Origin of the sequence: Indolivaga capnocytophagoides, assembly GCF_036511535.1 — a bacterium.
GTDB classification, from domain to species: Bacteria; Bacteroidota; Bacteroidia; order Bacteroidales; family Dysgonomonadaceae; genus Dysgonomonas_A; species Dysgonomonas_A capnocytophagoides.
Map to the genome: position 1 here is coordinate 68,985 of NZ_AP028867.1, position 23,580 is coordinate 92,564.

Below are 23,580 nucleotides of genomic sequence, written 5' to 3' on the forward strand. Positions count from 1 at the left end.
TATACAAGAGATGATTAATTGTGTTCTAATAGACGATGAGCCTCATGCTCTCGAAGTGCTGAAAACATATATCGAAAAGGTTCCTTATCTCAATTTCGCAGGAGCATATACTGATGCCATCAAGGCATTGACCGAAGTGCCCGCTCAGGCTCCCGATGTAATCTTTTGCGATATAGAAATGCCTGATATCAATGGTTTACAGTTTGTCGAAAGTTTACGGATATCTCGTAAGCCTCTGTTTGTAATGGTGTCTGCGCATGATCAGTATGCGATAGAGGGTTTCAATCTGGATGTAATTGACTATCTGCTGAAGCCTGTATCGTTTTCTCGATTTCTGAAAACGGCACAGAAGCTTCAAGATCAGGTACGGATACAAAATGCCTCGCATGAAAATCCGGTGGAACAACATTTTCAGACCGAAGAAGCCTCGGAAAGCTATATCTTCGTCAAATCAAATAATAAGCTGTTGAAAATAAATTACGATAAGATTCTTTATATCGAAAGCTTATCCGATTATATAAAAATATATACCGAAGATTCGCAGCGTCCGATACTATCATTGAGCAGTTTGAAAAGCCTTGAGGAGAAACTGCCATCGAATCGTTTTAAGCGTATACATCGGTCTTATATTGTGTCGTTGAGCAAGATCAAGGCAATAGAGCATAAGAAAGTTCTGATCGGAGAAAGAGCTTCACTTCCGATCAGTAACTCGTATTATGATAACTTCTTCAATACTCTGATATCGAATAATATTCTTAAGTAGGATTTTTGTCTGTAAAGCGATCAAATACTTAAGTCTGAAGATAAGATCGCTCAGGATGTGGAAGAATTCGCTATAGGCAGAACTGTTGAAGGGGTTGATTAAGAAGGTTAATTAATGATTTGATGATAAAAGCCCCTCCTAAAAGTAGAACCTAATTTTAGGAGGGGCTTTTATTTAAGCGAATAACTATGAATAGGGTTGTGGAGCTTACTTTATCCGGTTTCCTATAATCTTTACCAACTCATCGTGAGTGATAGTTGGCAGTTCATCTTTTGATACTTTTGATGCTACAAGTTCTCCTGTATTCTTAGCTGATACTTCATCAGGAAAAGGAAGATTACCGGCTATACAGGGCATGTACGGTTGATCTATGATCTTTTTTTGTCCTTTGCGTATAAGATACCCCCATCCTTGTTTAACTTTATATGTTTCGACACTTACAGAATTTGAAGATGCACTTTTTGTATTGTTAAATACAAAGATACAGGCTATCACTATAATAAGCGATATTATAGCCCAAAGTAAACGTTTTTGATTAATCGAGCTCATTATATTCATCATTAGGCTTTTAATTCATACATGTCGTCAAAATAATAAGATCCGGTACGGTCAGTAAGGATAAATCCACGGTTATTGTACGAAAAAACGACATCATCCGAATGGCTGGTTCCTTCGAAGTTATAGCATTTAACCCAATTACCAACAAGTTTCCCGGTTTTATCAACCGGAATAACTGTGTCGGAATTATCGTTGCAAGCTGTAAACAGTACAATGTTCACTACCGAAATTATAATATATACAAGCCTTGGCATCTGTCTTTGATTAATCGTACTCATCATATTCTTCTTCAGGCATAAACTCGAACATATCATCGAAGTAATATGTTGAGCTACGTCCTGTAAGGATGTACCCACGGTTGTTATAAGAAAAACCTACGGCTCCCGAACGGCTGGTTCCTTCGAATGCGGTTTTTTCATACCATCGATCTGTTATAGGGTTGTATTCCCAAGTATCAGAACGCAGAGAACCTGATTCGCCTGTTGATAGGTATATCTTATCATTGATGTTTAATGCAACTGCATTCATCCTTTTGATATTATAGTCGTCGTCGAAACTTTCGTCGGTTTTATCGGCTATTTGAGCTTTCTCAGACCAAGTTTCGGTCGAAGGGTCGAACATCCAGAAGTCGGTTACATAGCTCCCATTGTTGATACCGCACACTACGTATGCTTTGCTATCATATATGAAGGTAGTAGCAAATGCACGTTTCGAACCTTTTATACTTGTTCCTGCAGTCCATGAATCGGATGATGGATTGTATTTGTAAAAGTCCATCAGGTAATTATCATCATATCCGGTTCCTACATAACCTATATTATTGAGCGTAAAAGCGACTGCTCCGTATCTGGCCGAGCCGGCAAAGTCGGCTTTCTGAGTCCAAAGATTTGATGTAGGATTGAATTCCCAGAAATCTTTCAGGTAATTTTCGCCATCGTATCCTGTACCTATGTATCCTTTATCGGATATCGCAAAGCCTACAGCCGAACTGCGTTCGGTTCCTGGCAGGTCTGCTTTTTGCGTCCACGAATCACCTGTTATATCGTATTCCCAAATATCTTTTAATCTTTTTTTTCCAGTATATCCGCCAAACACATAGACCTTACCTCCAATGACGAATAAGGAGGCATCACTACGTGCCACACCCCCAAAATCGGAACGCTTGATCCAGTTGCCGACAAGATCATCATCATCACTCGAACATGATGTCAATAAGATCGATGATAATAATAAAAACAGAATAAATCTTCTATTCATAATTTCAGTAATTTATTTATAGTATACAATCCTTGTTAGTCCCTTTCAGGTCACTGCAACCGATAACCGAGATTTATGGCTTCTATGCAGGCTCACAAATGTATATAGACAGATTTGCTTGTAAAAAAAATATCTGTTAGCAGGGTTCTAAAATCTATGAACGGGACATTTATGTCTGTAACCTGATATTTTGGCGGTGTAATAATAATTCTGCCCGTTTATGGAGTATTATCGGTATTCGATAGATAGAATTGGGCTGCTTATATATTCAATTTTCATAATGGAGTGCCTATTTATTTCTTTGCAACGGTCAATTGTGACTTTAGGCGTGCGATTGTTCCTCTTTAAACTAAAAACGGACTCGATGAAATACTTCTTTTACCTATTGACGTTTACGGGTCTACTGACCTCATGCGTAAGCGATGGTTTTAACATTGGCGACAATCTGGTTTCATCCGATGCGCGGAATATACTGATAGATACGTGTACGGTACAATTGTATACACAGCTTGATGACTCGACTACAACTTCGGGGCTGGGTAAAATTTTTGTAGGGCGTTACGAATCTTCGGATTTCGGTATTATCGAGTCGGATGGATATGTGTCTTTTGAGACCCCTTCTTATAGTTCTTCTGAATTTGGGTCTCAGGCAACACTCAAGGTTAAACTCGATTCTATCACACTTCGGATGAGTTATGATAATGTTCACTATGGAGATACTACAAAAGTTCAGACAATTAATCTTTATAAGCTGAAAGAAAAACTCGAACTTGATGAAAACAACAGCAAGTTGTACACTACATCATCGTTCAGTGCTGAAGAAACAGCCTTCGCTTCTCATACTTTTTATCGTCCGAACAGCAATTGGGAGAATGATTCGATCTTTGAGATGCGTCTCCCCGATGCTTTCGGAGAAGAACTTATACGGATGATGAAGGCACAGTCTGATACGCTGGATTCCACTACCAAATTTCAGCAATACTTCAAAGGGTTTAAGATATCTCCCGGAAAAACGGATGATGCAACTGTCAGCGGTTTTGCAGTAAGCACTTCTTCTCCTGTCATTCGTTTGTATTATCATACTTACGGAGTTGGGCCTACTGAGAAAACGCTGGATATAGCACCGGTAACCACAACTGCTTTTTCGCATGTCAACAACGACCGATCAGCTACAAAACTTGCGCCTTTAACATATAAAAATCGTTCGATTGTATCTACCGAGACTGATAACAAAGCATATATACAAGGTATAAACAGCCTGTATATAAAAATGAATTTTCCTCATATCAACAACTTACTCCAAATCGGTAAATTCGTTAATATCGCAAGTGCCTATTTATATATATATCCTGCCAAAAATTCGTATAGCACATTTATTCCTTTGCCCAAGAGTTTGGTCTTGAATTATCTGGATGAAAACGGAAAAGCACTGGATATATATGTCGACAGCGATAAAACAGCCGTACAGTCGGGGTCGCTTACTCAGAATACTATTTATGAAAATGGAACTTACTATGCGTTTGATATATCATCCTATATAACAAATGAACTGGGTGCAATAGGCGTAAATAAAACGATGCTGCAACTCGACCTTTCGGATGACGATGCTTCAGGGACATTTAAAAGTCTGGTAATCGGAGATTCGAAGAATACAGACAGACAGATTAAATTACTTATATATTTTGTAGTGAATGATGATCTATAACAAACGCAGCATATCGTATATATGCATGATCTTATTTTCGGTGTATAACTTATATTCGCAAACATCATATTCTCCTTATTCGATGTTGGGGCTGGGAGAGCTCGAAACCCGTGATTACGGACGCACCGCCGGCATGGGAGGAGTAGGAGCCGGTATGAGGGACTATGACTTGCTGAATACAACAAATCCTTCGGGATTGACAGCTTTAGACAGTCTTAAGTTTGTTTTTGATATAAGTGCTACGGCCAAGCAGTCTTATTTTGCATCAGGATCAAAAAGAGAGAATACATTCAATGCAAATTTCCGCCGTCTGGCTTTCGGTTTTAAAGTATCACACCGTTGGGCGATGGCTTTCGGAACAAAACCTTTCTCTAATGTCGGATACCAGATTGAGTCAGACGTAGATATTGAAGGATCTACTGAAACTAAATCTGTTTATATCGAAGGCGATGGCGGTCTGTACAGTATATATTGGTCTAATGCTTTTCTGTTAAATAAATATCTGTCACTGGGTATCAACTCGATGTATATATCCGGAAATATAAAGCAAACCGAAAATCAAACGGATTATCTCTTCGAGAAATCGTCGCGTACGTCGCAGCTTTATAATACATTCGGACTCCAGTTTCACAATGGTCCCTGGGTTGCAGGTCTTACCTATGGGTACAAGCAAAAGCTTACGATGGAAAATTCGACTGTGATATATAACAGCAGTAATACCGAGCTGGACTCCGAAGATAGCAGGTCTTCTTCCCAGTTTATCCCTGAAACCTTTAGTGCCGGACTGTCATGGTCGAAAAAGAATATCGTTTTAGCTATGGATTATGAGTATCAGAAGCTAAAAGGTTTGGCTTCGGGAGCAAGTAGTATTAAGATTACCGATTATCATAGGATTAAAGCAGGGATGAGTTATACTCCCGACAAGGATATACATCATTACCGCTCTCAAAGTCAATATCAGTTTGGAGTTTCATTAGCTAAATCGTATCTACAAGTCAGAGAAAACGATGTATACAATTATACCGTTTCGGCGGGATACAGCTGGCCGCTGAAAGGAGCCGGACTATTAAATATGAGCCTCGAATACGGAAACTCATTATCCGCACCTAAGGGGTATATCCGTGAGTCTTATGTTGGTGTAACTGTTGGTTTCTCGATGTTTGAGACTTGGTTTAAACGAACTAAATTCAGATAAATAAGTGGAACTGAGAATAAATAAATGATAAGTCCGGAAAGAGGATAGGGAGTAGTGCATACTCTTTTACCTCTCTCCGGATTTATTGCATATATATACTCATTTTGGTAAATTAATGTACCTGTCGGAGACCTTAAGTGCGGGAGATATTATAACTTTGCGAAAAACAATAAGCCAAAATGGATGATATATCATTTAAACATACAATTCCTCTTCAACTGAGGACGAATGATCTCGATCGGTTCGGACATATAAATAATGCCGTTTATTTTACATTCTATGATTTAGGAAAAACGAACTATGTCGAAACTGTATGTCCTGATGTCGATTGGGAAAAAGAGGCTATTGTAGTTGTTCAGATCAATGTTAATTTTATGTCTCAGATTTTCGGTACGGATCATATTGCTGTACAAACAGCTATTACGAGCATCGGAACGAAAAGTTTTGAACTAGCTCAGCGGGTGATAGATATCGATACGCAGGAAGTAAAATGTTTCTGTCGTTCGGTAATGGTTACTTATGATCTTACATTGCACAAGTCAAAACCGTTACCCGATGAGTGGATAAAAGCCATCTGCCAATATGAAGGTAAGGATTTGGTGAAGAAAAAATAGTAAGTATTTAATCTACCCAATGTTCTGACTCAGTATATGCCTGCGAAGAATGTTTAGTTAATAATAATTAGTCTTTTTAAACGAGGAAATGTTTGATTGACGAATCATGATCTCCTTTAATGATTTAAAAGGAACAGGTTCAAAATTATTATTATCAACACCCACGTCATATTGAGAAGCAAACAACTTTGTTTTAAGTGTTTCAAATTCAGTTAACTCTCGGGTATGTATATGTCCGAATAATTGCCATGCCCCTTTGAAAGATCCTTGCCAATCAAACATCGGATAATGACATAAGACTATATACATGTACTTCATAGTTTCGTCATCTTGTATTCTTATATACAGAAGATCGTATATTTCATCGAAGATAGAGGATAATACACTGTCAGGATAATTACTGTCGTGATTTCCTCTTATTAGTATTTTTCTTCCGTTTAATTGAGAATATATATCGATAATTTGATTTTTACTGCAAAAACCGATGTCGCCCAAAACAAAAGTCAGACCATCTGAAGGTACTGTATTATTCCATCTATTTATGATATCTTCATCCATTTTCTCTACATCATTATGGGGTCGGTTTGCAAACTTTATAATTCCTTCGTGACCGAAATGCTGATCGGATGTGAAAAATATTTTAGATGAAATATCATTTATTTTTTTCATAGGGCTCTAAAATGATCAATTAAACTAAGTCTGTTTTAAGATTAAGATGTTTAGTTCTATTCGTTTTCATGCTTAATTATCACCTTCTGTTCTGGTATATGAGGTGGATAATATCTGTTAAAAAGGATTAGCCTACCAATATGAAATATCTAATTCTGAATAGTACTTAATGATTTCAAGTGTACCGTCTTCTTCCTGAGACATTGATTCTAGAATATACTCTTTACCCATGATAGCATTAAGATAGTTTTTTTCATATTGAAATATTTTAGTCCAAATATAGGGAATATAAAGGCGATAGAAAAATAAGACTAGAAATTAAAATTTGCTATACTAATACGACTGTCTTTAACGTAGATTTTTTTAAAGAAAAATAAAATGATGATATAAAAAATCCAATTATAAACTATTGATTTATAATTGGATTTCTATGTTTAGTGATCCCGCTGGGACGGGTCGTATATCTTCAACCCGGCTATACAAGCCAGTTTGCATGATGTCTAAAAAGCAGTCCTTGAGTCAGGCTACGATTGTATTTCACTATTTTTCTGCTTACTTCACAACTTCTTGTGGAGGTGTTGTAAAAGTAAATATTTTACTTTAAGAATACACTATTTTTCATCCCAATTTATCTATAATCACCCCCCTATAGGGTATAATAATAATTTTAAAACACATTTTATACCCTAAAAGGTGTATTTATATATTTATTTATTAAATTAGCACCCAAAGGGTATAATTATGGAAAATTTATCATTATCGGCATACGTTAAGCAAATGCGAAAGCAATATGACTTAACTCAAATAGACCTCTCTGAAAAAGCTGGAGTTGGACTCCGTTTTGTTCGAGAACTAGAACAAGGCAAACAAACTTTGCGTATGGATAAAGTCAATCAGGTGTTAAATCTATTTGGAGCAGAACTTGTTCCTGCTCGAATGAATAGAAGTAAATTAGAATTATGAAACAGGCTAAAATATTTATGTATGATAAGTTAGCAGGAATGCTAACCGAAGATGAAAATGGCTTTACCTATCAGTACGATTTGGACTATCTCAATAACTCAGATTCGGAAGCAATTAGCTTGACGATGCCTCTGAATAGTAAGCCATACCATGACAAAGTATTGTTTCCTTTCTTTGATGGGTTAATACCTGAGGGTTGGCTCTTGGATATTGCAGAACGCAGTTGGAAAATAAATCAACGAGATAGAATGTCTTTGTTGTTGGCTTGCTGTAAAGATTGTATCGGAGCTGTTAGTGTTGCACCTGTAAATGTTGGAAGAGATGAAGAATAGATGTTTGTATTGTTATCAGGATTTGAAAGAAGGGCAAACGGATTTTCATCCTGCTTGTGCTAAAAAGATATTCGGAACTACAACCGTTCCCGAACTACCTTATATGAAAGAGAATATTTCAGTATTGGCAGAACAGGTTGTGCGCAGTCAAACGACAATAACAGGAGTACAGCCAAAACTGTCTTTAGATATTGAATCGTCCGAAAAGAAAAGTGGTCCTAAACGCTTTACGATTGTAGGTTTATGGGGTAGGTACATTCTAAAACCTCAAACGGATATATATCCGAATTTGCCCGAATTGGAAGATCTGACGATGCATCTTGCCGAAATAGCCAAGATTAAGACTGTACCACATTCACTAATTCGTTTTGCAGATGGAGAACTTTGCTATATCACTTGTCGTATAGATCGAGATGAGCAGGGAAATAAATTTCCAATGGAAGATATGTGCCAACTTGCAGAACGATTGACAGAGTATAAATATAAAGGCTCTTATGAACAAATAGCTAAGTTAATTTCAAAATATTCAAATGTGTCAATGTTGGATTTGGTAAACTTTTGGGAACAAGTATACTTTTGTTGGCTAACTGGTAACTCTGATATGCACTTGAAGAATTTTTCACTGTACAGTACCCTAAAAGGTATTTACTCTTTGACTCCAGCCTATGATATGCTTTCGACAAAGCTTGTAATGCCTGAAGATACAGAAGAATTAGCCCTCACTCTTAATGGTAAAAAGAGAAAGCTAAAACGTTCGGATTTTGAAACTGCTTTTGCCAAATCGGGTTTGGACAAAAAAGTAGGAGAAAATATCATTTCAAAATTTGAAAAGGTAATACCTCTATGGTTCGAGTTTATTGACAGGTCGTTTTTGAGTAAAGAGATGAAGGAGGATTATAAGAAGCTTATTAGAGATAGAATATAGGAATATATGGATAGTTGCATTGATATAATAAAGGTATTCACGTTAGTAAGTTTATTGAAATGAATTTTGAAAGTTGGCATCTTCTCTTTTCAAAAAAAAATTAGCTGAAAGGCTTTTTGTGTTACTTCTAAATCTGATGATATGGTTGGATATATAAAACTATTTATTTTCAAATACGATAAGACTTTCTCTTATCTTATCAATATTACCGCTATACTTAGTTTTCCGTCGATTGATATATCTCAATACTTCAATACGGTTTAATTTCCATCCATTTCTCGTTCCTATCTCTGCTAAAATTAGGTCTACAGGGATTTCTATACCGACATATACCGAATTTGCAACCACTAGCCATAATTGTGCATTTTCTTTTGCTTTCGAAAGTAAATCGATTAAGACATTTTGCATATCTTCAAAATAGCTTTGGATCATTGTTGGAATTTGTTTACTCCAAATACAATCAGAGTTACTTATCCGTTTATGGACAGAATGGTATATCTCCCCAAATGTATTTATTGTAGGTTTAGGCAAAATAATTTCAACATGAGAGCGTATTGTTTGATATCTTAAGTTTTTTAATTCTTGACTTGTCTTTATAAATTTGCCTAAAAATAATTCTGGTCTATAAATATCTGTGTAGTCAAAAGAGTTTAAATAAGGAGGAGAAGTAACACACAGTTTGTATTTATCAGAGATCGATTTTATAGCTTTTCTAGAATCATTATTGATAATAAAGGCTTTTGTTGGAATTATCAATTCATTTAGATCTTCTTTATTTCTTCTAAGCCGATCCTCTAATGATTTTAAAAAACTATCGCTTCCAAATTCTCTCTCTCTCCAATTTTTTCTATATTTTAAGCATTTACCATCTTTAACCGCATTGCAATTATCCATGGCAGCACCTATTAATGATAACTGTAATATTTTTTTTTGAGCTCTTGGCAAACCTGCTAATGCTTGCCATCCTCCTTCAAATGAGTTTAGTATATTACTATTAAAAAGCCATTTATCTTTACCTGTTTTTTCAGAGAATGTTGAGTATCTAGATATTGGCGACCTTTTACCTTCATTGGCAAGAGTCAATATTCGATCAATTCCTTTTGAAAATTTGGCACTGTTAAAATTCTCTAATTTAGCTTGAGACATAAATGCAACAAACGGATTAACCTCAATTCCAATTGATCTGATACTATTCATTGATGCGGTCAATGTTACAGTTCCGTTGCCATTAAAAGGATCTAAAATATAATCATCTTTATCTATTCCAACCTTACTTATAGCTTCTTCAACTAAAGAAGGAGAAAAACCTTCTTTGTAACCATACCACCTAAAGCGAGGCATAAGATTATAATCTATTGCATTTGATATATTTTTTCCAGAACTATTGCTTTCTACTAATATTTTTTCATTTATCATAAATCGTGATTATTCACTAAGTTCATCTGCTATTGCAAACGCAGTATCTCTTATATTCTTATCTTTTGTTTGTTTTGCAATATCTAAATAGTTTATGGCAATTTTTTTTAGACATTCAAAGTCTCCCATTTTCCTTTTTAAATCGGGAAGAATTAAGCTAAAAATATCTCCAAATTTTAAATATAAATCTATTAAACGATTGGGTTCTACTACTTTTTTAGCTTCTTCAATGATATCTTTACATTTAGATAAGTTAGTCTTTAGCATAGAATCTTCTACATTTATTTGATCTAATAGTAATACTATTTGTTCTGACCAAACATTTAAACTATTGATATTAGATTCAATATTACTAAACTTTAAATCTTCAATGAAATTAGGAAACTTTTTTTCTTTCTTATCCATGATTATTAACTTTTAAGTTTAGCTTTTTTAAATTCAAATTCATCTGTATCACTTTCTTTACTTCCTTTTTGTTTTTTTATCTGAGGTAATTTTTTTATTGCCTCTTCTAATATCTCTTGATCACAATAATATGCAATTTGTCGACCTAATTGCATCGACTTATTAATATTGCAAATATCAATATTGGCAATTTCTTGAATTTTCTTTTTTAGATCCTTTGAGTCTTGTTCCGTGAAATTATCAATAAATTCTATACATAATGATGGTAATTCTATTTTTGCCGATTCAAAATCAATATCTTCCATAATTTCATGAATTCGAGCAACTCTAGATGCAGCAGCACTATTTTTCATATTTCGTTCAACAACATTTAAAAAAGTTTGAACTATAGGAGCAAAACCTATATCTATTTGTTTATCATTATGTTTTGCTGAAAATATCGAGCTCCTCAGCACCATCATACCAGCTAAACCTGCAATAATAATATTAGAAATTTCTAAAGTTTCAAATACCAAGACATCTTGTCCTCTAAAATATTTAATTAGGAATAAAGCCAAAACAGATGCAAAACCATTTATTGTCATATATGAAAGAGACCAAATTATTGTTTTCTTTAAAAAAGAATACTTGGTTTCGCGATACCTTTGTAGCAATTCAGTAAAACCCCAAAAAAATCCAATTAAAAATACTATTCCTAAATTTATGAGAATCATTTTTTCCTATTTTTAATGTTATATTCTTTGATCAAGTTTACCTCAAAATCTTTGCTTTGGCGACTTAAATCATGCTCTAGCAAACCTTTATATTTTACAGTATGCTTTTTCGAATATGTTTCCCCCGGAATTGAATTTCTTTCAAAGCGTATTTGCCCCACCCGCATACCAGGATACAATCTCACGGTGGTTGGACCTGCATTATAAATTTCAAAAGTAATAACTCCCTCAAATCCAGGATCAATATAGCCAGCTGTCATGTGTATCTCAATTCCAAGCCTCGCAAAACTACTTCTCCCTTCCAAGTTTCCACAAAGATAATCAGGTAACTTCACATATTCCATTGAATGCCCTAATAAAAATTGTCCTGGAGTTATGGTAATACCTTCAATAAAATCTAAATTAACTCTTTTAGAAGACATTGAACCAATTTGATTATGGTCGTCTTGAGTAAAGTCAATAATACCATATTGATCTGGATAAAATATCTGAAAACTAGTTCCTAATCTTATATCTACTGATGTTGTGCCAATCTGATTTAGTTTCCCGTCTTTATGGATATGATCTATGTACATCATCGGTATGATTTTCAATTCATCACTATTAATGAGTCCTTTAATTTCAGTGTCCACTAACACTCCTTTAGATTTACTTTTTATTTGGGGGCTATTCTCATAAACTTGAAAAGAATCTGGTCGTTTTCTCTCCTGAATAAAAAAATCAAACCACTCAGATACTTGGATGGACTTCAAAACAGCCTGATCATGTCGCAAAATCATTCTTCTTATTTTAGTAATAACCATCCCATTTTGAATGTTCTTGTTTTCAGATTCCCTTATTACCTCTAGAACATTTTGTTGTAAATCATCTTTTCTTGATAACCAACTCGCTAAAAAAATCTCCTGAACATATGTTGGTATTTCTCGAAAGCTCTTTCTTGATTTTATTCTAATACTTGGGATCGGCAATCCATCTTTCAGCCTATTTGATAGATATTCAATTACGACTGGATATATACGGACATATTTATTAACAAGAACAGTAACTCTTTCATTTATTTTAGGATTATTTTTCAATTGAGATATTCCATCCTCTTTTTCACATGAAAAAAAATGAGAAGTAAAAAACCTATTAAAGCAGTTTTGAATAATATTTATCCTTTTTATATAATCAATTGATTCAGAACTTTCCTCTTGAAGTAATCCTATAAGATTCGTACAGTCCTCAAAATACTTATCACCGAGAATATTATTTAAATCCTGAGGGAATCTATGAGTGATGATTGATTCTATCAAGTCCAATCTAAAGGATGCTGGAGGGTGTGTTTGATCTTCTATAGAATTCGTATTAAGGAAAGCTAGATATTCGGAAAAATAATATGAGGGGCCAATAAGTATACATGCGAATAAGTCACTCCAGCATTCGGTCAACCAGTTCTTCAATTTGGACCCATAACTGGATGAATTAATAACATCATTGTTAACCCGAAAGAAATCTATTATTAAAGTATTTTCTGAGCCATTTGTATAATTTAAAAACTCTTTTTCAATACAGCCTTCTTTAAACTCGACTTCGAGAAATAAAGAATGGGCCATTTCATGAATGAGAGAAGGCCATCTAAATGTATTAGATGCATCTATTCGAGGAATTGTAATATGGAGTTTATTATTTTGTTGATCATGTTGGTCTATCTTGAACCTCTCTTGAATTCCATATTTATTTAATACATCTGAAACTTTATTCTTGAAATCTGCGAGATAATCACTACGTACCTCTTCGCCAATTTTTTCATTCATAGAAATAGAAATGTCACGATGTTTCTTTTTATCGGTTAGCCGTACTATTTGTTTGTGAATGACCCTTCCAAATCTAGTTAATTCAACAGGCTCAATAGGTCTTGGTAATATTGATAGGTATTTTGTATGTAATTCATTAATCAATTGTAATATATCCTTTAATAAATTGAATATAGTATCATCATCTTGTATTGAACTTTCATGGCAATCCTTGAATGTATTAATTACTGTGTTCAGCAAGCTATCTAATGAATCTTTGTAATTATTTATTAAAGATTTTTTTTCGCTACTATTGCTATAAAATTGTTGCTCAATTTCTTCTATATGTGCTAGAAACCTTACTATTCGTTCAACTATTTCATATGTAAAGGTTGCAATTATCTCCTTAGTTATTTTGTTTCCCATAAGTATATTCTTTATTGTCGGGAGTGAATATTATTTTAAGAAAAATATTAGATTCCATTAATTTATTATTTATAATAGTTTCCCATTTATTCACTTCTTCTTCATTTTCTATTTTGTTATTAATTCCAAAAAAGCTTCCCTCTAAAACTAAGATATATAATATGTAAATTAATTTATTACCTAAACCATCAAGGACAATAGTTAATTCTTTCATACCTTCTTGCTGTACTAAATGGTTGAGAAAATAATCTAATAATTTCGGAGTTGCAGGATAATCTGTTGTACACCCTTCAATATTTACAGTTATTATTGATTCTGTACCTAATCCTCCTTTGGTTTCTATTTTCTGAATCAACTCCTTTACATGTCTCTCTTGAGCAAGTTTGATCTGATTAAAATGAGTTATACTATTTATTTCCATAGTTAAAAGTTTAGTCTTCCATAATAATAAAAGCCAACGGCTAAGCTCGTATTAAAAGCTTTTCTGCGAAGCTCCGAATGTGTAATTAAATCAGGAACGAGTAACATACTCCTTCCGTCCCATATGGTCAAATCGATATCTAATAAATTCACCCCATCTAAAATCATTGACATCCCTATCCCTTTATTTTTTGAATCTTTCGATGTTGTATTACCTACAGTAAAAGCATATTTATAAGAGTCTGTATAAGAAAAATGTTTATATGCAGATTCTCTAAGATTAGATGGATTCTCTTTTAGATGGTTTCTTATATTTGAACTAATACCAATTCCAAGATCAGAACAAGAAAAAATAATTTCGCCAGACTTTGCTTGTGTGCTTTCAATAATATCAATACCAAAACAAGCGTCCCCTTCTGTATGATCTTGTGTATTTTTTGCTATTTCTGTTAATACTGAAGCAAGAACATTTTTCTTAATACTATAATCTGATAAATTATCGTACAGTATATCAGTAATCCAATCTGCGAATTCTTCTACACTTTTTCGTCTATCATCTTTATCATGTTTTAAATAGTATATTGGGAATGATGTCTTCTTAACTCCCTTGTTACTTGTGATATATGGTTTTGCATGATTGTTAATTGATATAGAGTCAAATAAATCTACTTTGTTTATATTTAGTGTTTTATCAAGAAGATATAGAAACCCTGAATCTTGTAAATAGTTTTCTACCGATTGATTTTCGGGCATAACTATCCTTAATATATAGCCTTTATTAACTAATAAAGATATTAATTTAAACAACGTAATTGACGCTCCTGCTGAACTTATTCTCCTTATGCATGAAAAATCCAAATTAACCGCTGTATTTTTATTTTTACTTAAATGTTCATCAGAGTAAGGAATAATCGCTTGTGAGAGATCATCTAGATATGGCCATACTTTTATTGAATTCTTATATCGATTGAGATTTGTTTTTATCATATAGTATCACTCCTTTAAAATATATATGTTCGGTTCTATCTATTTTAAGCACTGTAAAAAACAAATATACTTGATATTATTTAAATAATGTAAAAATAATATTTATTTGAAGTTTTCAAAAGAAGAATCGGAGAAAATATATTTCTTTAAATAATATATTGTGAAACAGCACATTATAAAACATCACTCATCCTCAGGTTTGAGAACGATATGATAATTTATTAACCTTCGAATTATTTCCAGACTTAACACGTAAACTTACGGAACTCTTAACTTCATGTTCTAATGAATTCGTGAATTCACCTATTCGTTCCTGCATCTTGAGTTGTTCTGTAAGTGTGTCGTTCTTCATAGTATTATAATATTCAAAACTCTCTGTTATTGGTCGATTATAGTTGAACAGACTATCAAATCCTTTTTCTACTTGTTGGAATAAATTAGTCCGATCAAATCCTCCTTTGATTACTCCTTTCTTCGTATCTCGATGATTTGTTAATGGCGAAAGCTTGATTTTATTAGCTTGATCTTTTCGACTGACAATAATATGACAGTGCATATTATTGTAATTGTTCCCCGATCTATCTCTATCAAAATGTATCTTCCCATAGAATTTAATATCTCCTGCCGAAAGTCCTTTATTGAAATTTTTAGCATATTCAGGAATAACCACTTCCCGAATATACCGTTTCATGGCTTCTGCTTGCTCTTGCTCTGTATTACCCATTGCTTGTAATTCCTTAGCCGATGGATTGATATGGATAGCATAGAACTTAGCATCTGTTTTAAGTAGTTGAGCTTTATTGCCGTCTATATCCCTTACAACCTTCGACTTATATATGTTTTCCTCTGTCAGATTGAAAAATCCTTCGGTATAAAGTCCTCTCTCTATTCGCTCCAGATCTTCATGTTCGAAGTATGCGGCAAGTCGCCTACAACTTCCTGCATTATTATATACTCCATTTGACGGTGGTGGAAAATCTATATTCATAGACTATTCATTTATCAGGTTAATAATTTCTGACTTCAGATTCTCTTTTCGCTTTCCATCCATCAATCCTGCTGTAGCTAATTCTGAATATAGACTGATTAGTTGCAGTAGTTTCTTATTGTCCCTTTGCTGATTCTTATAGATTGCTGATAGCTGTTTCTCCTGATTGTTGATTGCATCTGCATGTCCTGTGAATTTCTTACTCAAAATCTTTAGCAGATTGCTCTGTCCTTCCTGATTAGCTTTAAGATGGGAAATAATAATATCTTCCATCGATTTGACAATACTGTCAAACCTTGTAGCAATAGAATTGCTTGTCCGTATCATTGGATTGAGTTGTTCTTCTTCATAATGTCGGATAAAACGAATTAGGTCATCCTGTCGTTTATTGATCTTTCTTAATTCGACTTTTGTCGATTCAGGTGCTTCGCTCGGATTGATATTTGCCTTATCTAAATACTGAAAAGCGAGTTTTGTAATTTCTCCTTTTTTCAGCGAATAGCGTTTACAGAGCTTTTCTATAATTCGATCTGTTTCTTTATCTATGGCTATTGTTGTGAATATGATATTTCGGTTCTGTTTTGTCATAGTTATAACTATTTTATAATTATTCATATAGCTAACTTGTTTAAATAGAATTGTCTATCAATTCAAGTTATAGCAAGTGTTATAACAGTGCTTTTTAATAAAGCACTAAAGCCGAAGGCTTTGCCCCGAAGGGCAAGAGGAGAACAGGACGATAGTCCAGTTCCCTCTTGCTCAATTTAGCTAAATAATCCGAAGCGGTAGAGCGAGGGTGTTTCTGCTAAATGCGGAGCCTTTAGGGAGGGTGATGGATTAAACACAGCCCTCACCCTTTTGCTTCATTCTGCTTAGATGAGTAAATGCAGAATCATTTCAGGGTTTTACCATCTTCTATGCCCTTATTGAACATTACAATCTCTTTTTTTGAGGCATAAGATTGGATAAAATCTTTCACGTCTGCCATACGATAGAAAGTCTTTCGCCTGACGAGGAAATATCGGAGTTGACCGCTATCCCGATATCTTTGGAGGGTTCGGTACGATACTTTGAGAAGAAAGGCGAGATCTTGATTATCCAATAGCTTATCTTCATTATTAAATGCTTCTCCTGTTGCCATCATTGCTTTTAGATCAGAGCCTATAATGGTAAGTTTCTTTGATAGCTTTTCCATCCATGATAGAAAGTCTTCATTATCTAGATACATAATACTTTGTTTTTGAAATTAATAATTGATTAATTCCAATCGATTGGTAAGGCAAAGAACTGACAATTGGAGACAGAAAAATAGAGGGATAGTTAACTACCCCTCTAACAATAACCTGCAATCTATTTATACACAATATGTTATAAATGCATTATTTTTCATCTTGTTTCTTTATCCTTACGTATTATCATATTACGAAGGAAATCAAGGGCTTTGGTTCGGTTAAATGGTTTTCGTTTGTATATTTCACTGGTCTTATCTGAGATATCTCCAAAAGAAACATTAAATATCAATTCAAATTTATTCCCAATCTGAGTTTTACTTGCAGGTTTACCGTCATTGTTCAATACTTCCTGACTTAGATAGAGGCTTTCGACAATCTCAGCCAATGCGACAATCCCCAAGTCTTTTGACTTAGGGATTATATGCAGATCGGATTTGAGAGTTTGCTCTTTTACAAATCGCTCAGGATGAGTGAATCTTGTCTCCAGTAATGCTAGCTCAGAATCAATAACTGAAATAGCTTTCTGACAATACAGTTTTATTAACGCATTTTTCCCCCTGCTCGTATAAAGTTTGTGTTTGTAATTCATTCCGATAAAGGAATGGTCACCGAAGAAAACGGACTGCTAATTATCAAGCGATAACGATCATATGGAAAAGCCAATCTACAACAAAAAGAATTTCTTATTGCCGGACAGCCCTCGCAGTATGGCTTCTTACCATGCTAAAGTAATGGAAGATGGTATTATGAAATTGACGATCCACGATTGCAAAGGTTCTATTCAGTTGCATAACGATCTGAATGATCCGGAACAAGTTATCGAAGCTTTAAAAAAGCTGAACTCATTGGCTACTGGAGTAGTGGAACTTCAAAATTTTATTACTCAGAATTATTACTACAAAGACAAAGAGTAATTACAATTAACAAATAATCAAATGAAGCTTATTATTAAAACATTAAGTCTCTTAAATTTTAAGGGGCAAAGAGATTATACACTCTCTCCCAAAGATACAGTCACTAATATCCATGCTACAAATGGCAAGGGTAAGTCAACAATCTGTGATGCGTGGTTATGGCTATGGACCGGCAAAGACTCAAAAGGACGTGCTGATTACGAGATCAAGACACTTGACGAGAACAACGAAGCAATCCATCATCTGGAGCATACTGTAAAAGTTGAAATGGATGTTGACTACTCAAAGTATGATGTCTCCCGGACCTACAAAGAGAAATGGGTAAAACCTACCGGTGAAGAAGAACGAAAACTCGATACTCATACAACTACTTTTATCTGGGATGGCATTCCGTTGACGTTAAAGAAAGACTTTGATCAACGCACTAGCCAACTATTCGGAAATACCGAACAGTTCCAACTATTATCTAATCCTCGTTTCTTCTTGGATGATGATAATAAAAACTACTCTTGGCAGAAACGTCGTAAACTATTGATGGAACTTGCCGGAGTGACCGACGATGCTATTCTAAACAAGCTATCTGCAACGAGTGATGATTTCAAGAAGCTGATTGAAGAACTTGGTAAGAACAACCTCGATGATTTCCGTAAAAAACTGAATGCTGAAAAGAAAACACTCAAATCGAAGATTGACGAGATACCGATTAAGATTCGTGAAGCCACGAAAGCTATTCCTGTAGAGCCTGATTATACAACTATTGAGAAATCTATCGAGATCAAAAATAAAGAGCTGTCTTCTATTGATACTCAACTCTCGGATATATCCAAAGCATACGAAGGACAGGCCGATGAGATCAAGAAGCAACAGTCTGTTATCCTTGAAAAGGAGCGTCGAATTGCTGTAATAACCAATGAAGTTGAGATTGATGTAAATAAACATAATTCTGGCGAAGATAAAGCTCTGATCAAGTTAAATAGTGATCTGGCTTTGCTAGAACAATCTATTCGGACTCATAATTCCGATCAGGCACTTATCATCACTAAAATTCACAACAAAGAATCAGAGATCGAGAGTCAGAAAGAACTTCTTGATACTCTTCGCACTGCTTATGGCAATCTGAATTCAATTGAAATGCACGAAGATGATAAACATTGCCCGAGCTGTGGTTCTGAACTGTCTGGCGAGAAGCTTGATAATGCTGTCGAGAGATTCAATGCTGATAAGGCTCAAAAGCTTCAAGCGAATATTGCAAAAGGCAAACGAGAAAAAGATGTGCTCGAATCCTTGATTGCTCAGCTTGAAGAACTGAAAAAGCAGAAAGATACCATCACGGCTCAACTATCTGAAAAGCATGCAGAGAAAATTACTCTTCAAGAAGCTATACAGACAGAAAATGATCGTCCAAAGCAAAAGTATGTAGCTTCTGAGTTGGTACTTAAACATGCCGAGTATCAACGCTTAGTCGGTGAAATAGACGAACTGAAAAAGCAAAAAACAGAGATTCAGCAACCCGATACAACGGAGCTTCGCCAGAAGAAATCTCTTATCAGTCGAGATATAGACGAACTGAAAAAGCTGCTCTATATCAAAACTACTGCCGAAACTCAAAAGAAACGTATTCAAGATTTAGGGGCAGAACTCAAAACTCTCTCTCAAGAACTGGCTACACTTGAAGGCAAAGAGTTTATTGCGGACAAATTTAACCGTGCCAAGATTGAAGCTATTGAGAACGGCATCAACGGTCTATTCGCTACCATCAAATGGAAGATGTTTAAACCGCTTATGACTGGTGGTGAAGAAGAATGTTGTGAGGCTCTTATTGATGGTACACCTTATCAAGCCGCTAATAATGCCGCTCAGATCAATGCAGGGATAGAATGTATCAATACCCTTTCGAAGCATTTCGATATGTATCTGCCCGTGCTAATCGATAATGCGGAGTCAGTGGTTGAACTTATCCCTTCTGAATCTCAGATTATCCGCTTTGTGGTAGATGAATCATGCGATAAGCTGACTGTTAAAGAGAATATCAAAGAATCATTATTTGCGTAAATATGGAGACACAATCACAAGATTCAGCATTTGGTTTTGCTGCAACTCTTCCCAATGAAGAAGCTATTTATAACCATGGTCTAACCAAGCGAGAGTTGTTCGCAGCAATGGCTATGCAAGGTCTTCTTGGCAACCAAGATATGATTTTAACAACAATGAGAGTTTCTGATGATGATAACCTCTTTGTCTCTCTATCGAAAGCTGCTGTCGAGATTTCTGATACTCTTATTCAAGAATTAAACAAAACCACTAAATAAAATGGAAAAATTCACATGGAATGATCTGCTAGAACAGATTAATAAAATGGATGAAGAACAGCGAGAACGACAAGTTTGTGTATCGATAGACGACGAGAGCTATTTTAAAAATATAGCAGATATCCAATTCATTGAAGAAGATGTATATGTGAATATCGAAGATAACGACGAGATCGGAACACTTGAAGATTTGAAATCTGCCGCTGGAGAAGATTTCAATATTGATAATTACAAATTGAACACCCAAAAAGGAACTCCTTTCTTATGGGATGGGTTTTAACCACTAAATAAAATGGAAACAATCAATAATGTGACAGCTAAAAGCTATACTCTATATGCCGAAAATGGATGTTGGTTAGGGCAAATAGTTCTCACATCAGATGGTGCTTTTATGTCAATTACCGATTACGGAAACTTCTCTTTTGCATGGCGTTCCTATGGTAGCAGTGATTTTAGAGAGTTTTTGTGTCGACTTAATACCGACTATTTCGCAGGGAAGATGGCAAACGGAATGGGTTATGTAGCCTATGGTAAAAAGATCGACAAGGCTGCTGAAGTCTTTGCCGAAAAAATATTACCTCCACTACAAGAACTTCTCAAAAAGGAAATTGAATCAGAAACCAAATAAACAACAATAATCATGTCAACAGAAAATAAACAACAAGTAGCAGTACAGCAAAAGAATATCACAGAACAAGTACTTGCTAAGATAGAAACATTCAAACAAGCAGGTGAGCTTCGTCTCCCTGCTGACTACAGCCCCGAAAATGCTTTGAAAGCAGCATATCTCACCTTGCAGGATGTAAAAAACAAAGATGGTCGCCCGGCTCTCGATGTGTGTAAGCCATCAACAGTCGCAAACGCACTTCTTAAAATGGTAGTCTGGGGATTAAGCCCTCTCAAAAAGCAGTGTGATTTTATCGTCCGTGGTGATACTCTTTGTTGCGATCCTGAATATACCGGAAATATTGCCCTTGCTATGCGATACGGTGGATTGAAGCATCATAAAGGCAATGCTATATTTGCCGGAGACGATTTCAAATTCGAGGTTGGTGTTGATGGTAGAAGAAAACTGATACACCACAAACAAGACCTGGCATCTATCGGTGGTGATGTTATCGGTGCTTATGTTACCTACGAACTTGAGGATGGTACTCAAGATATGGAGATAATGAATATCAATCAGATTCGTAATTCTTGGCTACAGGGAGCTACTAAAGGTGGTAGTGTGGCACACAAAAACTTCACCGATCAGATGGCAATTAAAACGGTCTACAATCGTATGACTAAACTATTGATTCGTGCTTCAAATGATGCACCTCTAATGGGTGATAGCGGTTCTGACGATAACGAGCAAAAGCCAGATGTTATGTCAGAAGCTAAACAAGAGGTTATCAATAAAGCTAATGCCGAAGAAATCAGCTTTGAAGATATACCCGAGGCTTCTCAAGCAGCTGCCGAACCTGAGCCAGCACCACAACAAGAAGCTCCTGCACAATCAACTAATTCTCAAACCGAAATACCTTATTGATTATGGAAGATCAAAGGTCATGTTTCACTTGTAAACTTTACTCTATGTGTATAACAAGAATCAAGATCGAAGAGGCTCTTAGATATACAAAAACAAATATTGATGGAGATTCTGCACCGGGAAAATATATACAAGTTTTTGATGCTACAGGAAATTGTTGTGTGAACCATCAAGAAGAAAAACTATGAAGCTTCACATCTTAGGCTCAAATAGTGACGGAAATGGCTACATCTTAGAGGGCAAAAGCCAAACACTCCTTTTGGAGTGTGGCTTACCTCTAAAGACTGTCAAGGAAACTCTCAAGTTTGATCTGACAAAGGTTGTAGGTGGGATTGTTTCTCATCTTCATGGAGATCACTCAAAATATGCTTCTGATTTTATAAAGAATGGCATTCCTCTTTGGATGAATCTTGAAACAGCTGAACACATAGCAAACGGTAAATCATCAAGTTTGATATTTTGCATAACAGCTGGCAAACAAGTATCTATTGGCGAATTCAAGATTATTCCATTCTCTGTAAAACATGATGTTCCTTGTCTTGGCTTTCTTATCAATCACCCAGAGAGCGGTAATATCCTATTCGTTACTGATACTCACTACATCCCTAATCGATTCAAAGGACTCAATCAAATACTGATAGAAGCCAATTATGAAGAAAGGATATTGAACGAGAATCTAATTGATGGTAAGATTGACAATAGCCGTTATCAGCGTGTATTAAGAAGTCACATGAGCCTTGAAACTTGTGTTGAAGCTTTGAAAAAGAATGATCTCAAAGGTGTGCAAAATATAGTCCTTATACACCTATCCCCTCAAAACTCTGATGCAAAACTATTTAAAAGTAAAGTAGTGGAAGCGACAGGTAAGAATACACACATCGCCCTTAAAGGGTTAGTGATAGATTTTAATAAAAGCCCTTACTGATATGACAGAAAGAGAAAAAATAATTAATCGCATAATGGGTGGTAATGATAGCCAATTTGTATTCGATAAAGAGACAAATTCAATAAAATGCAAATGTGGGTATTCTGCTATTTGGATGAGAACAGGGTTTGTTTGTGGCACAATAACAGCATATCCATGTAAATATAATAAGCCATGACAATCCAAGAAGAAGCTCAACAAATACAGGGATATCTCGACATCGAATGTTCCGAGAATCCCGAAGAAGTACTCGAACGCATCCGTGCTATTATGCCATATATCAGCCGTACAGCCTTTATGTTGGCCGAAGCAAAGAAAGCTCTGAGACGCAAGAAAGCTTCGGAGATAAGCAATACAATCATCAATATAGCCAAAGAACAATGTTTATCGGCAAAGGTGCAAAATACATTGATCGATAGTATTGCCGAAGAGGAAGCCTACTTGGTTGATTGGTTAGATCGTCTCAATGCTGCTGCAACTCATCAGGTAGATGCTTTACGCTCTATTTTATCATACGAAAGAGAACAATTAAGAATCAATAAAACAGGATATTAAAAT

At 35.2% G+C, this 23,580-nt stretch carries 30 protein-coding genes; 16 read left to right on the plus strand and 14 right to left on the minus strand.

Going from position 1 to position 23,580, the window contains the following annotated elements; genetic code table 11:
• Nucleotides 1-10 precede the first annotated feature (10 nt).
• On the plus strand, nt 11-763 hold the full coding sequence (locus AABJ51_RS00350; RefSeq protein WP_026626209.1) for a LytR/AlgR family response regulator transcription factor: 753 nt from the start codon (nt 11-13) through the stop codon (nt 761-763).
• Nucleotides 764-970: 207 nt separating this feature from the next.
• Here AABJ51_RS00350 and AABJ51_RS00355 read toward each other — a convergent pair whose 3' ends face one another.
• Genes AABJ51_RS00355 through AABJ51_RS00365 form a run of 3 tightly spaced genes read right to left on the minus strand, consistent with a single transcriptional unit; the run spans nt 971 to nt 2,578 of the window.
• Nucleotides 971-1,324 carry a DUF4907 domain-containing protein gene (locus tag AABJ51_RS00355; protein WP_134435944.1) on the minus strand — a complete coding sequence of 118 codons (354 nt, stop codon included), beginning with the start codon at nt 1,322-1,324 and terminating at the stop codon, nt 971-973.
• On the minus strand, nt 1,324-1,602 hold the full coding sequence (locus tag AABJ51_RS00360; protein WP_338373914.1) for a hypothetical protein: 279 nt from the start codon (nt 1,600-1,602) through the stop codon (nt 1,324-1,326). The genes AABJ51_RS00355 and AABJ51_RS00360 overlap by 1 nt, the downstream gene beginning before the upstream one ends.
• Nucleotides 1,586-2,578 carry a Kelch repeat-containing protein gene (locus tag AABJ51_RS00365; RefSeq protein ID WP_084158527.1) on the minus strand — a complete coding sequence of 331 codons (993 nt, stop codon included), beginning with the start codon at nt 2,576-2,578 and terminating at the stop codon, nt 1,586-1,588. Before AABJ51_RS00365 ends, AABJ51_RS00360 begins: the two co-directional genes overlap by 17 nt.
• A gap of 364 nt (nt 2,579-2,942) precedes the next feature.
• Here AABJ51_RS00365 and AABJ51_RS00370 point away from each other — a divergent pair, with 364 nt between their 5' ends.
• From AABJ51_RS00370 to AABJ51_RS00380, 3 genes are all read left to right on the plus strand, one after another.
• Nucleotides 2,943-4,283 carry a DUF4270 family protein gene (locus AABJ51_RS00370; protein WP_166786296.1) on the plus strand — a complete coding sequence of 447 codons (1,341 nt, stop codon included), beginning with the start codon at nt 2,943-2,945 and terminating at the stop codon, nt 4,281-4,283.
• Between the two features lie 25 nt (nt 4,284-4,308).
• The gene (gene bamG, locus AABJ51_RS00375; protein WP_338373915.1) at nt 4,309-5,478 is read left to right on the plus strand and encodes a BamG family beta-barrel-assembly machinery protein; all 1,170 of its coding nucleotides are present in this window, start codon (nt 4,309-4,311) and stop codon (nt 5,476-5,478) included.
• Between the two features lie 179 nt (nt 5,479-5,657).
• On the plus strand, nt 5,658-6,092 hold the full coding sequence (locus AABJ51_RS00380; RefSeq protein WP_338373916.1) for an acyl-CoA thioesterase: 435 nt from the start codon (nt 5,658-5,660) through the stop codon (nt 6,090-6,092).
• A 57-nt stretch (nt 6,093-6,149) separates the two neighbouring features.
• Here AABJ51_RS00380 and AABJ51_RS00385 read toward each other — a convergent pair whose 3' ends face one another.
• On the minus strand, nt 6,150-6,761 hold the full coding sequence (locus AABJ51_RS00385) for a hypothetical protein (RefSeq protein ID WP_321577229.1): 612 nt from the start codon (nt 6,759-6,761) through the stop codon (nt 6,150-6,152).
• A gap of 741 nt (nt 6,762-7,502) precedes the next feature.
• Between AABJ51_RS00385 and AABJ51_RS00390 the strand changes: the two genes are divergently transcribed.
• From AABJ51_RS00390 to AABJ51_RS00400, 3 genes are read left to right on the plus strand one after another with little or no spacing between them, the layout of a single operon-like run.
• Entirely contained in the window at nt 7,503-7,724 is a 222-nt protein-coding gene (locus tag AABJ51_RS00390; RefSeq protein WP_338373917.1) for a helix-turn-helix transcriptional regulator, read from the plus strand.
• Nucleotides 7,721-8,056 carry a HipA N-terminal domain-containing protein gene (locus AABJ51_RS00395; RefSeq protein WP_338373918.1) on the plus strand — a complete coding sequence of 112 codons (336 nt, stop codon included), beginning with the start codon at nt 7,721-7,723 and terminating at the stop codon, nt 8,054-8,056. Before AABJ51_RS00390 ends, AABJ51_RS00395 begins: the two co-directional genes overlap by 4 nt.
• Nucleotides 8,046-8,981 (plus strand): HipA domain-containing protein, encoded by a 936-nt coding sequence (locus tag AABJ51_RS00400; RefSeq protein WP_338373919.1) that lies wholly within the window; start codon nt 8,046-8,048, stop codon nt 8,979-8,981. The genes AABJ51_RS00395 and AABJ51_RS00400 overlap by 11 nt, the downstream gene beginning before the upstream one ends.
• Before the next feature lie 159 nt (nt 8,982-9,140).
• Here AABJ51_RS00400 and AABJ51_RS00405 read toward each other — a convergent pair whose 3' ends face one another.
• From AABJ51_RS00405 to AABJ51_RS00450, 10 genes are all read right to left on the minus strand, one after another.
• Nucleotides 9,141-10,397: a DNA methyltransferase gene (locus tag AABJ51_RS00405; protein ID WP_338373920.1), complete on the minus strand. Its 1,257-nt coding sequence runs from the start codon at nt 10,395-10,397 to the stop codon at nt 9,141-9,143.
• Between the two features lie 9 nt (nt 10,398-10,406).
• Nucleotides 10,407-10,802, minus strand: a complete 396-nt coding sequence (locus tag AABJ51_RS00410; RefSeq protein ID WP_338373921.1) for a hypothetical protein — start codon at nt 10,800-10,802, stop codon at nt 10,407-10,409.
• Nucleotides 10,803-10,807: 5 nt separating this feature from the next.
• Nucleotides 10,808-11,515 carry a hypothetical protein gene (locus AABJ51_RS00415; RefSeq protein ID WP_338373922.1) on the minus strand — a complete coding sequence of 236 codons (708 nt, stop codon included), beginning with the start codon at nt 11,513-11,515 and terminating at the stop codon, nt 10,808-10,810.
• Nucleotides 11,512-13,716, minus strand: coding sequence for a dCTP deaminase (dcd, locus tag AABJ51_RS00420; protein WP_338373923.1), 2,205 nt, complete (start codon nt 13,714-13,716; stop codon nt 11,512-11,514). Before dcd ends, AABJ51_RS00415 begins: the two co-directional genes overlap by 4 nt.
• Nucleotides 13,697-14,137: a hypothetical protein gene (locus tag AABJ51_RS00425; protein ID WP_338373924.1), complete on the minus strand. Its 441-nt coding sequence runs from the start codon at nt 14,135-14,137 to the stop codon at nt 13,697-13,699. Before AABJ51_RS00425 ends, dcd begins: the two co-directional genes overlap by 20 nt.
• 2 nt (nt 14,138-14,139) lie before the next feature.
• Complete coding sequence (locus AABJ51_RS00430; protein ID WP_338373925.1) at nt 14,140-15,123, minus strand: hypothetical protein; 984 nt, start codon at nt 15,121-15,123, stop codon at nt 14,140-14,142.
• Nucleotides 15,124-15,316: 193 nt separating this feature from the next.
• Nucleotides 15,317-16,111 (minus strand): DUF5712 family protein, encoded by a 795-nt coding sequence (locus AABJ51_RS00435; RefSeq protein ID WP_338373926.1) that lies wholly within the window; start codon nt 16,109-16,111, stop codon nt 15,317-15,319.
• Nucleotides 16,112-16,114: 3 nt separating this feature from the next.
• The gene (locus AABJ51_RS00440; protein WP_338376051.1) at nt 16,115-16,699 is read right to left on the minus strand and encodes a BfmA/BtgA family mobilization protein; all 585 of its coding nucleotides are present in this window, start codon (nt 16,697-16,699) and stop codon (nt 16,115-16,117) included.
• A 304-nt stretch (nt 16,700-17,003) separates the two neighbouring features.
• Nucleotides 17,004-17,339 (minus strand): helix-turn-helix domain-containing protein, encoded by a 336-nt coding sequence (locus tag AABJ51_RS00445; RefSeq protein ID WP_338373927.1) that lies wholly within the window; start codon nt 17,337-17,339, stop codon nt 17,004-17,006.
• Between the two features lie 158 nt (nt 17,340-17,497).
• Entirely contained in the window at nt 17,498-17,932 is a 435-nt protein-coding gene (locus tag AABJ51_RS00450) for a hypothetical protein (RefSeq protein WP_338373928.1), read from the minus strand.
• A gap of 61 nt (nt 17,933-17,993) precedes the next feature.
• Between AABJ51_RS00450 and AABJ51_RS00455 the strand changes: the two genes are divergently transcribed.
• The 9 genes from AABJ51_RS00455 to AABJ51_RS00495 all read left to right on the plus strand — a co-directional run bounded on the left by AABJ51_RS00455 (nt 17,994) and on the right by AABJ51_RS00495 (nt 23,577).
• Entirely contained in the window at nt 17,994-18,257 is a 264-nt protein-coding gene (locus AABJ51_RS00455; protein WP_338373929.1) for a hypothetical protein, read from the plus strand.
• A gap of 21 nt (nt 18,258-18,278) precedes the next feature.
• Nucleotides 18,279-20,309: an AAA family ATPase gene (locus tag AABJ51_RS00460; RefSeq protein ID WP_338373930.1), complete on the plus strand. Its 2,031-nt coding sequence runs from the start codon at nt 18,279-18,281 to the stop codon at nt 20,307-20,309.
• 2 nt (nt 20,310-20,311) lie between these two features.
• On the plus strand, nt 20,312-20,566 hold the full coding sequence (locus AABJ51_RS00465) for a hypothetical protein (RefSeq protein ID WP_338373931.1): 255 nt from the start codon (nt 20,312-20,314) through the stop codon (nt 20,564-20,566).
• A 1-nt stretch (nt 20,567) separates the two neighbouring features.
• Nucleotides 20,568-20,846 (plus strand): hypothetical protein, encoded by a 279-nt coding sequence (locus tag AABJ51_RS00470; protein WP_338373932.1) that lies wholly within the window; start codon nt 20,568-20,570, stop codon nt 20,844-20,846.
• Between the two features lie 12 nt (nt 20,847-20,858).
• Nucleotides 20,859-21,194 carry a phiTE_072 family protein gene (locus AABJ51_RS00475; RefSeq protein WP_338373933.1) on the plus strand — a complete coding sequence of 112 codons (336 nt, stop codon included), beginning with the start codon at nt 20,859-20,861 and terminating at the stop codon, nt 21,192-21,194.
• A 12-nt stretch (nt 21,195-21,206) separates the two neighbouring features.
• Nucleotides 21,207-22,097 (plus strand): recombinase RecT, encoded by an 891-nt coding sequence (locus AABJ51_RS00480; RefSeq protein ID WP_338373934.1) that lies wholly within the window; start codon nt 21,207-21,209, stop codon nt 22,095-22,097.
• Nucleotides 22,098-22,141: 44 nt separating this feature from the next.
• Entirely contained in the window at nt 22,142-22,285 is a 144-nt protein-coding gene (locus tag AABJ51_RS00485) for a hypothetical protein (RefSeq protein WP_338373935.1), read from the plus strand.
• Entirely contained in the window at nt 22,282-23,022 is a 741-nt protein-coding gene (locus tag AABJ51_RS00490) for an MBL fold metallo-hydrolase (protein ID WP_338373936.1), read from the plus strand. The genes AABJ51_RS00485 and AABJ51_RS00490 overlap by 4 nt, the downstream gene beginning before the upstream one ends.
• Nucleotides 23,023-23,196: 174 nt before the next feature.
• The gene (locus AABJ51_RS00495; protein ID WP_338373937.1) at nt 23,197-23,577 is read left to right on the plus strand and encodes a hypothetical protein; all 381 of its coding nucleotides are present in this window, start codon (nt 23,197-23,199) and stop codon (nt 23,575-23,577) included.
• Nucleotides 23,578-23,580 lie beyond the last annotated feature (3 nt).

What these genes read in the sequence shown, in the direction of transcription:
- AABJ51_RS00350 (WP_026626209.1), top strand. Translation starts at nt 11, where the DNA reads ATGATTAATTGTGTTCTAATAGACGATGAGCCTCATGCTCTCGAAGTG.
- AABJ51_RS00355 (WP_134435944.1), bottom strand. Translation starts at nt 1,324, where the DNA reads ATGATGAATATAATGAGCTCGATTAATCAAAAACGTTTACTTTGGGCT.
- AABJ51_RS00360 (WP_338373914.1), bottom strand. Translation starts at nt 1,602, where the DNA reads ATGATGAGTACGATTAATCAAAGACAGATGCCAAGGCTTGTATATATT.
- AABJ51_RS00365 (WP_084158527.1), bottom strand. Translation starts at nt 2,578, where the DNA reads ATGAATAGAAGATTTATTCTGTTTTTATTATTATCATCGATCTTATTG.
- AABJ51_RS00370 (WP_166786296.1), top strand. Translation starts at nt 2,943, where the DNA reads ATGAAATACTTCTTTTACCTATTGACGTTTACGGGTCTACTGACCTCA.
- bamG (WP_338373915.1), top strand. Translation starts at nt 4,309, where the DNA reads ATGATCTTATTTTCGGTGTATAACTTATATTCGCAAACATCATATTCT.
- AABJ51_RS00380 (WP_338373916.1), top strand. Translation starts at nt 5,658, where the DNA reads ATGGATGATATATCATTTAAACATACAATTCCTCTTCAACTGAGGACG.
- AABJ51_RS00385 (WP_321577229.1), bottom strand. Translation starts at nt 6,761, where the DNA reads ATGAAAAAAATAAATGATATTTCATCTAAAATATTTTTCACATCCGAT.
- AABJ51_RS00390 (WP_338373917.1), top strand. Translation starts at nt 7,503, where the DNA reads ATGGAAAATTTATCATTATCGGCATACGTTAAGCAAATGCGAAAGCAA.
- AABJ51_RS00395 (WP_338373918.1), top strand. Translation starts at nt 7,721, where the DNA reads ATGAAACAGGCTAAAATATTTATGTATGATAAGTTAGCAGGAATGCTA.
- AABJ51_RS00400 (WP_338373919.1), top strand. Translation starts at nt 8,046, where the DNA reads ATGAAGAATAGATGTTTGTATTGTTATCAGGATTTGAAAGAAGGGCAA.
- AABJ51_RS00405 (WP_338373920.1), bottom strand. Translation starts at nt 10,397, where the DNA reads ATGATAAATGAAAAAATATTAGTAGAAAGCAATAGTTCTGGAAAAAAT.
- AABJ51_RS00410 (WP_338373921.1), bottom strand. Translation starts at nt 10,802, where the DNA reads ATGGATAAGAAAGAAAAAAAGTTTCCTAATTTCATTGAAGATTTAAAG.
- AABJ51_RS00415 (WP_338373922.1), bottom strand. Translation starts at nt 11,515, where the DNA reads ATGATTCTCATAAATTTAGGAATAGTATTTTTAATTGGATTTTTTTGG.
- dcd (WP_338373923.1), bottom strand. Translation starts at nt 13,716, where the DNA reads ATGGGAAACAAAATAACTAAGGAGATAATTGCAACCTTTACATATGAA.
- AABJ51_RS00425 (WP_338373924.1), bottom strand. Translation starts at nt 14,137, where the DNA reads ATGGAAATAAATAGTATAACTCATTTTAATCAGATCAAACTTGCTCAA.
- AABJ51_RS00430 (WP_338373925.1), bottom strand. Translation starts at nt 15,123, where the DNA reads ATGATAAAAACAAATCTCAATCGATATAAGAATTCAATAAAAGTATGG.
- AABJ51_RS00435 (WP_338373926.1), bottom strand. Translation starts at nt 16,111, where the DNA reads ATGAATATAGATTTTCCACCACCGTCAAATGGAGTATATAATAATGCA.
- AABJ51_RS00440 (WP_338376051.1), bottom strand. Translation starts at nt 16,699, where the DNA reads ATGACAAAACAGAACCGAAATATCATATTCACAACAATAGCCATAGAT.
- AABJ51_RS00445 (WP_338373927.1), bottom strand. Translation starts at nt 17,339, where the DNA reads ATGTATCTAGATAATGAAGACTTTCTATCATGGATGGAAAAGCTATCA.
- AABJ51_RS00450 (WP_338373928.1), bottom strand. Translation starts at nt 17,932, where the DNA reads ATGAATTACAAACACAAACTTTATACGAGCAGGGGGAAAAATGCGTTA.
- AABJ51_RS00455 (WP_338373929.1), top strand. Translation starts at nt 17,994, where the DNA reads ATGGAAAAGCCAATCTACAACAAAAAGAATTTCTTATTGCCGGACAGC.
- AABJ51_RS00460 (WP_338373930.1), top strand. Translation starts at nt 18,279, where the DNA reads ATGAAGCTTATTATTAAAACATTAAGTCTCTTAAATTTTAAGGGGCAA.
- AABJ51_RS00465 (WP_338373931.1), top strand. Translation starts at nt 20,312, where the DNA reads ATGGAGACACAATCACAAGATTCAGCATTTGGTTTTGCTGCAACTCTT.
- AABJ51_RS00470 (WP_338373932.1), top strand. Translation starts at nt 20,568, where the DNA reads ATGGAAAAATTCACATGGAATGATCTGCTAGAACAGATTAATAAAATG.
- AABJ51_RS00475 (WP_338373933.1), top strand. Translation starts at nt 20,859, where the DNA reads ATGGAAACAATCAATAATGTGACAGCTAAAAGCTATACTCTATATGCC.
- AABJ51_RS00480 (WP_338373934.1), top strand. Translation starts at nt 21,207, where the DNA reads ATGTCAACAGAAAATAAACAACAAGTAGCAGTACAGCAAAAGAATATC.
- AABJ51_RS00485 (WP_338373935.1), top strand. Translation starts at nt 22,142, where the DNA reads ATGTGTATAACAAGAATCAAGATCGAAGAGGCTCTTAGATATACAAAA.
- AABJ51_RS00490 (WP_338373936.1), top strand. Translation starts at nt 22,282, where the DNA reads ATGAAGCTTCACATCTTAGGCTCAAATAGTGACGGAAATGGCTACATC.
- AABJ51_RS00495 (WP_338373937.1), top strand. Translation starts at nt 23,197, where the DNA reads ATGACAATCCAAGAAGAAGCTCAACAAATACAGGGATATCTCGACATC.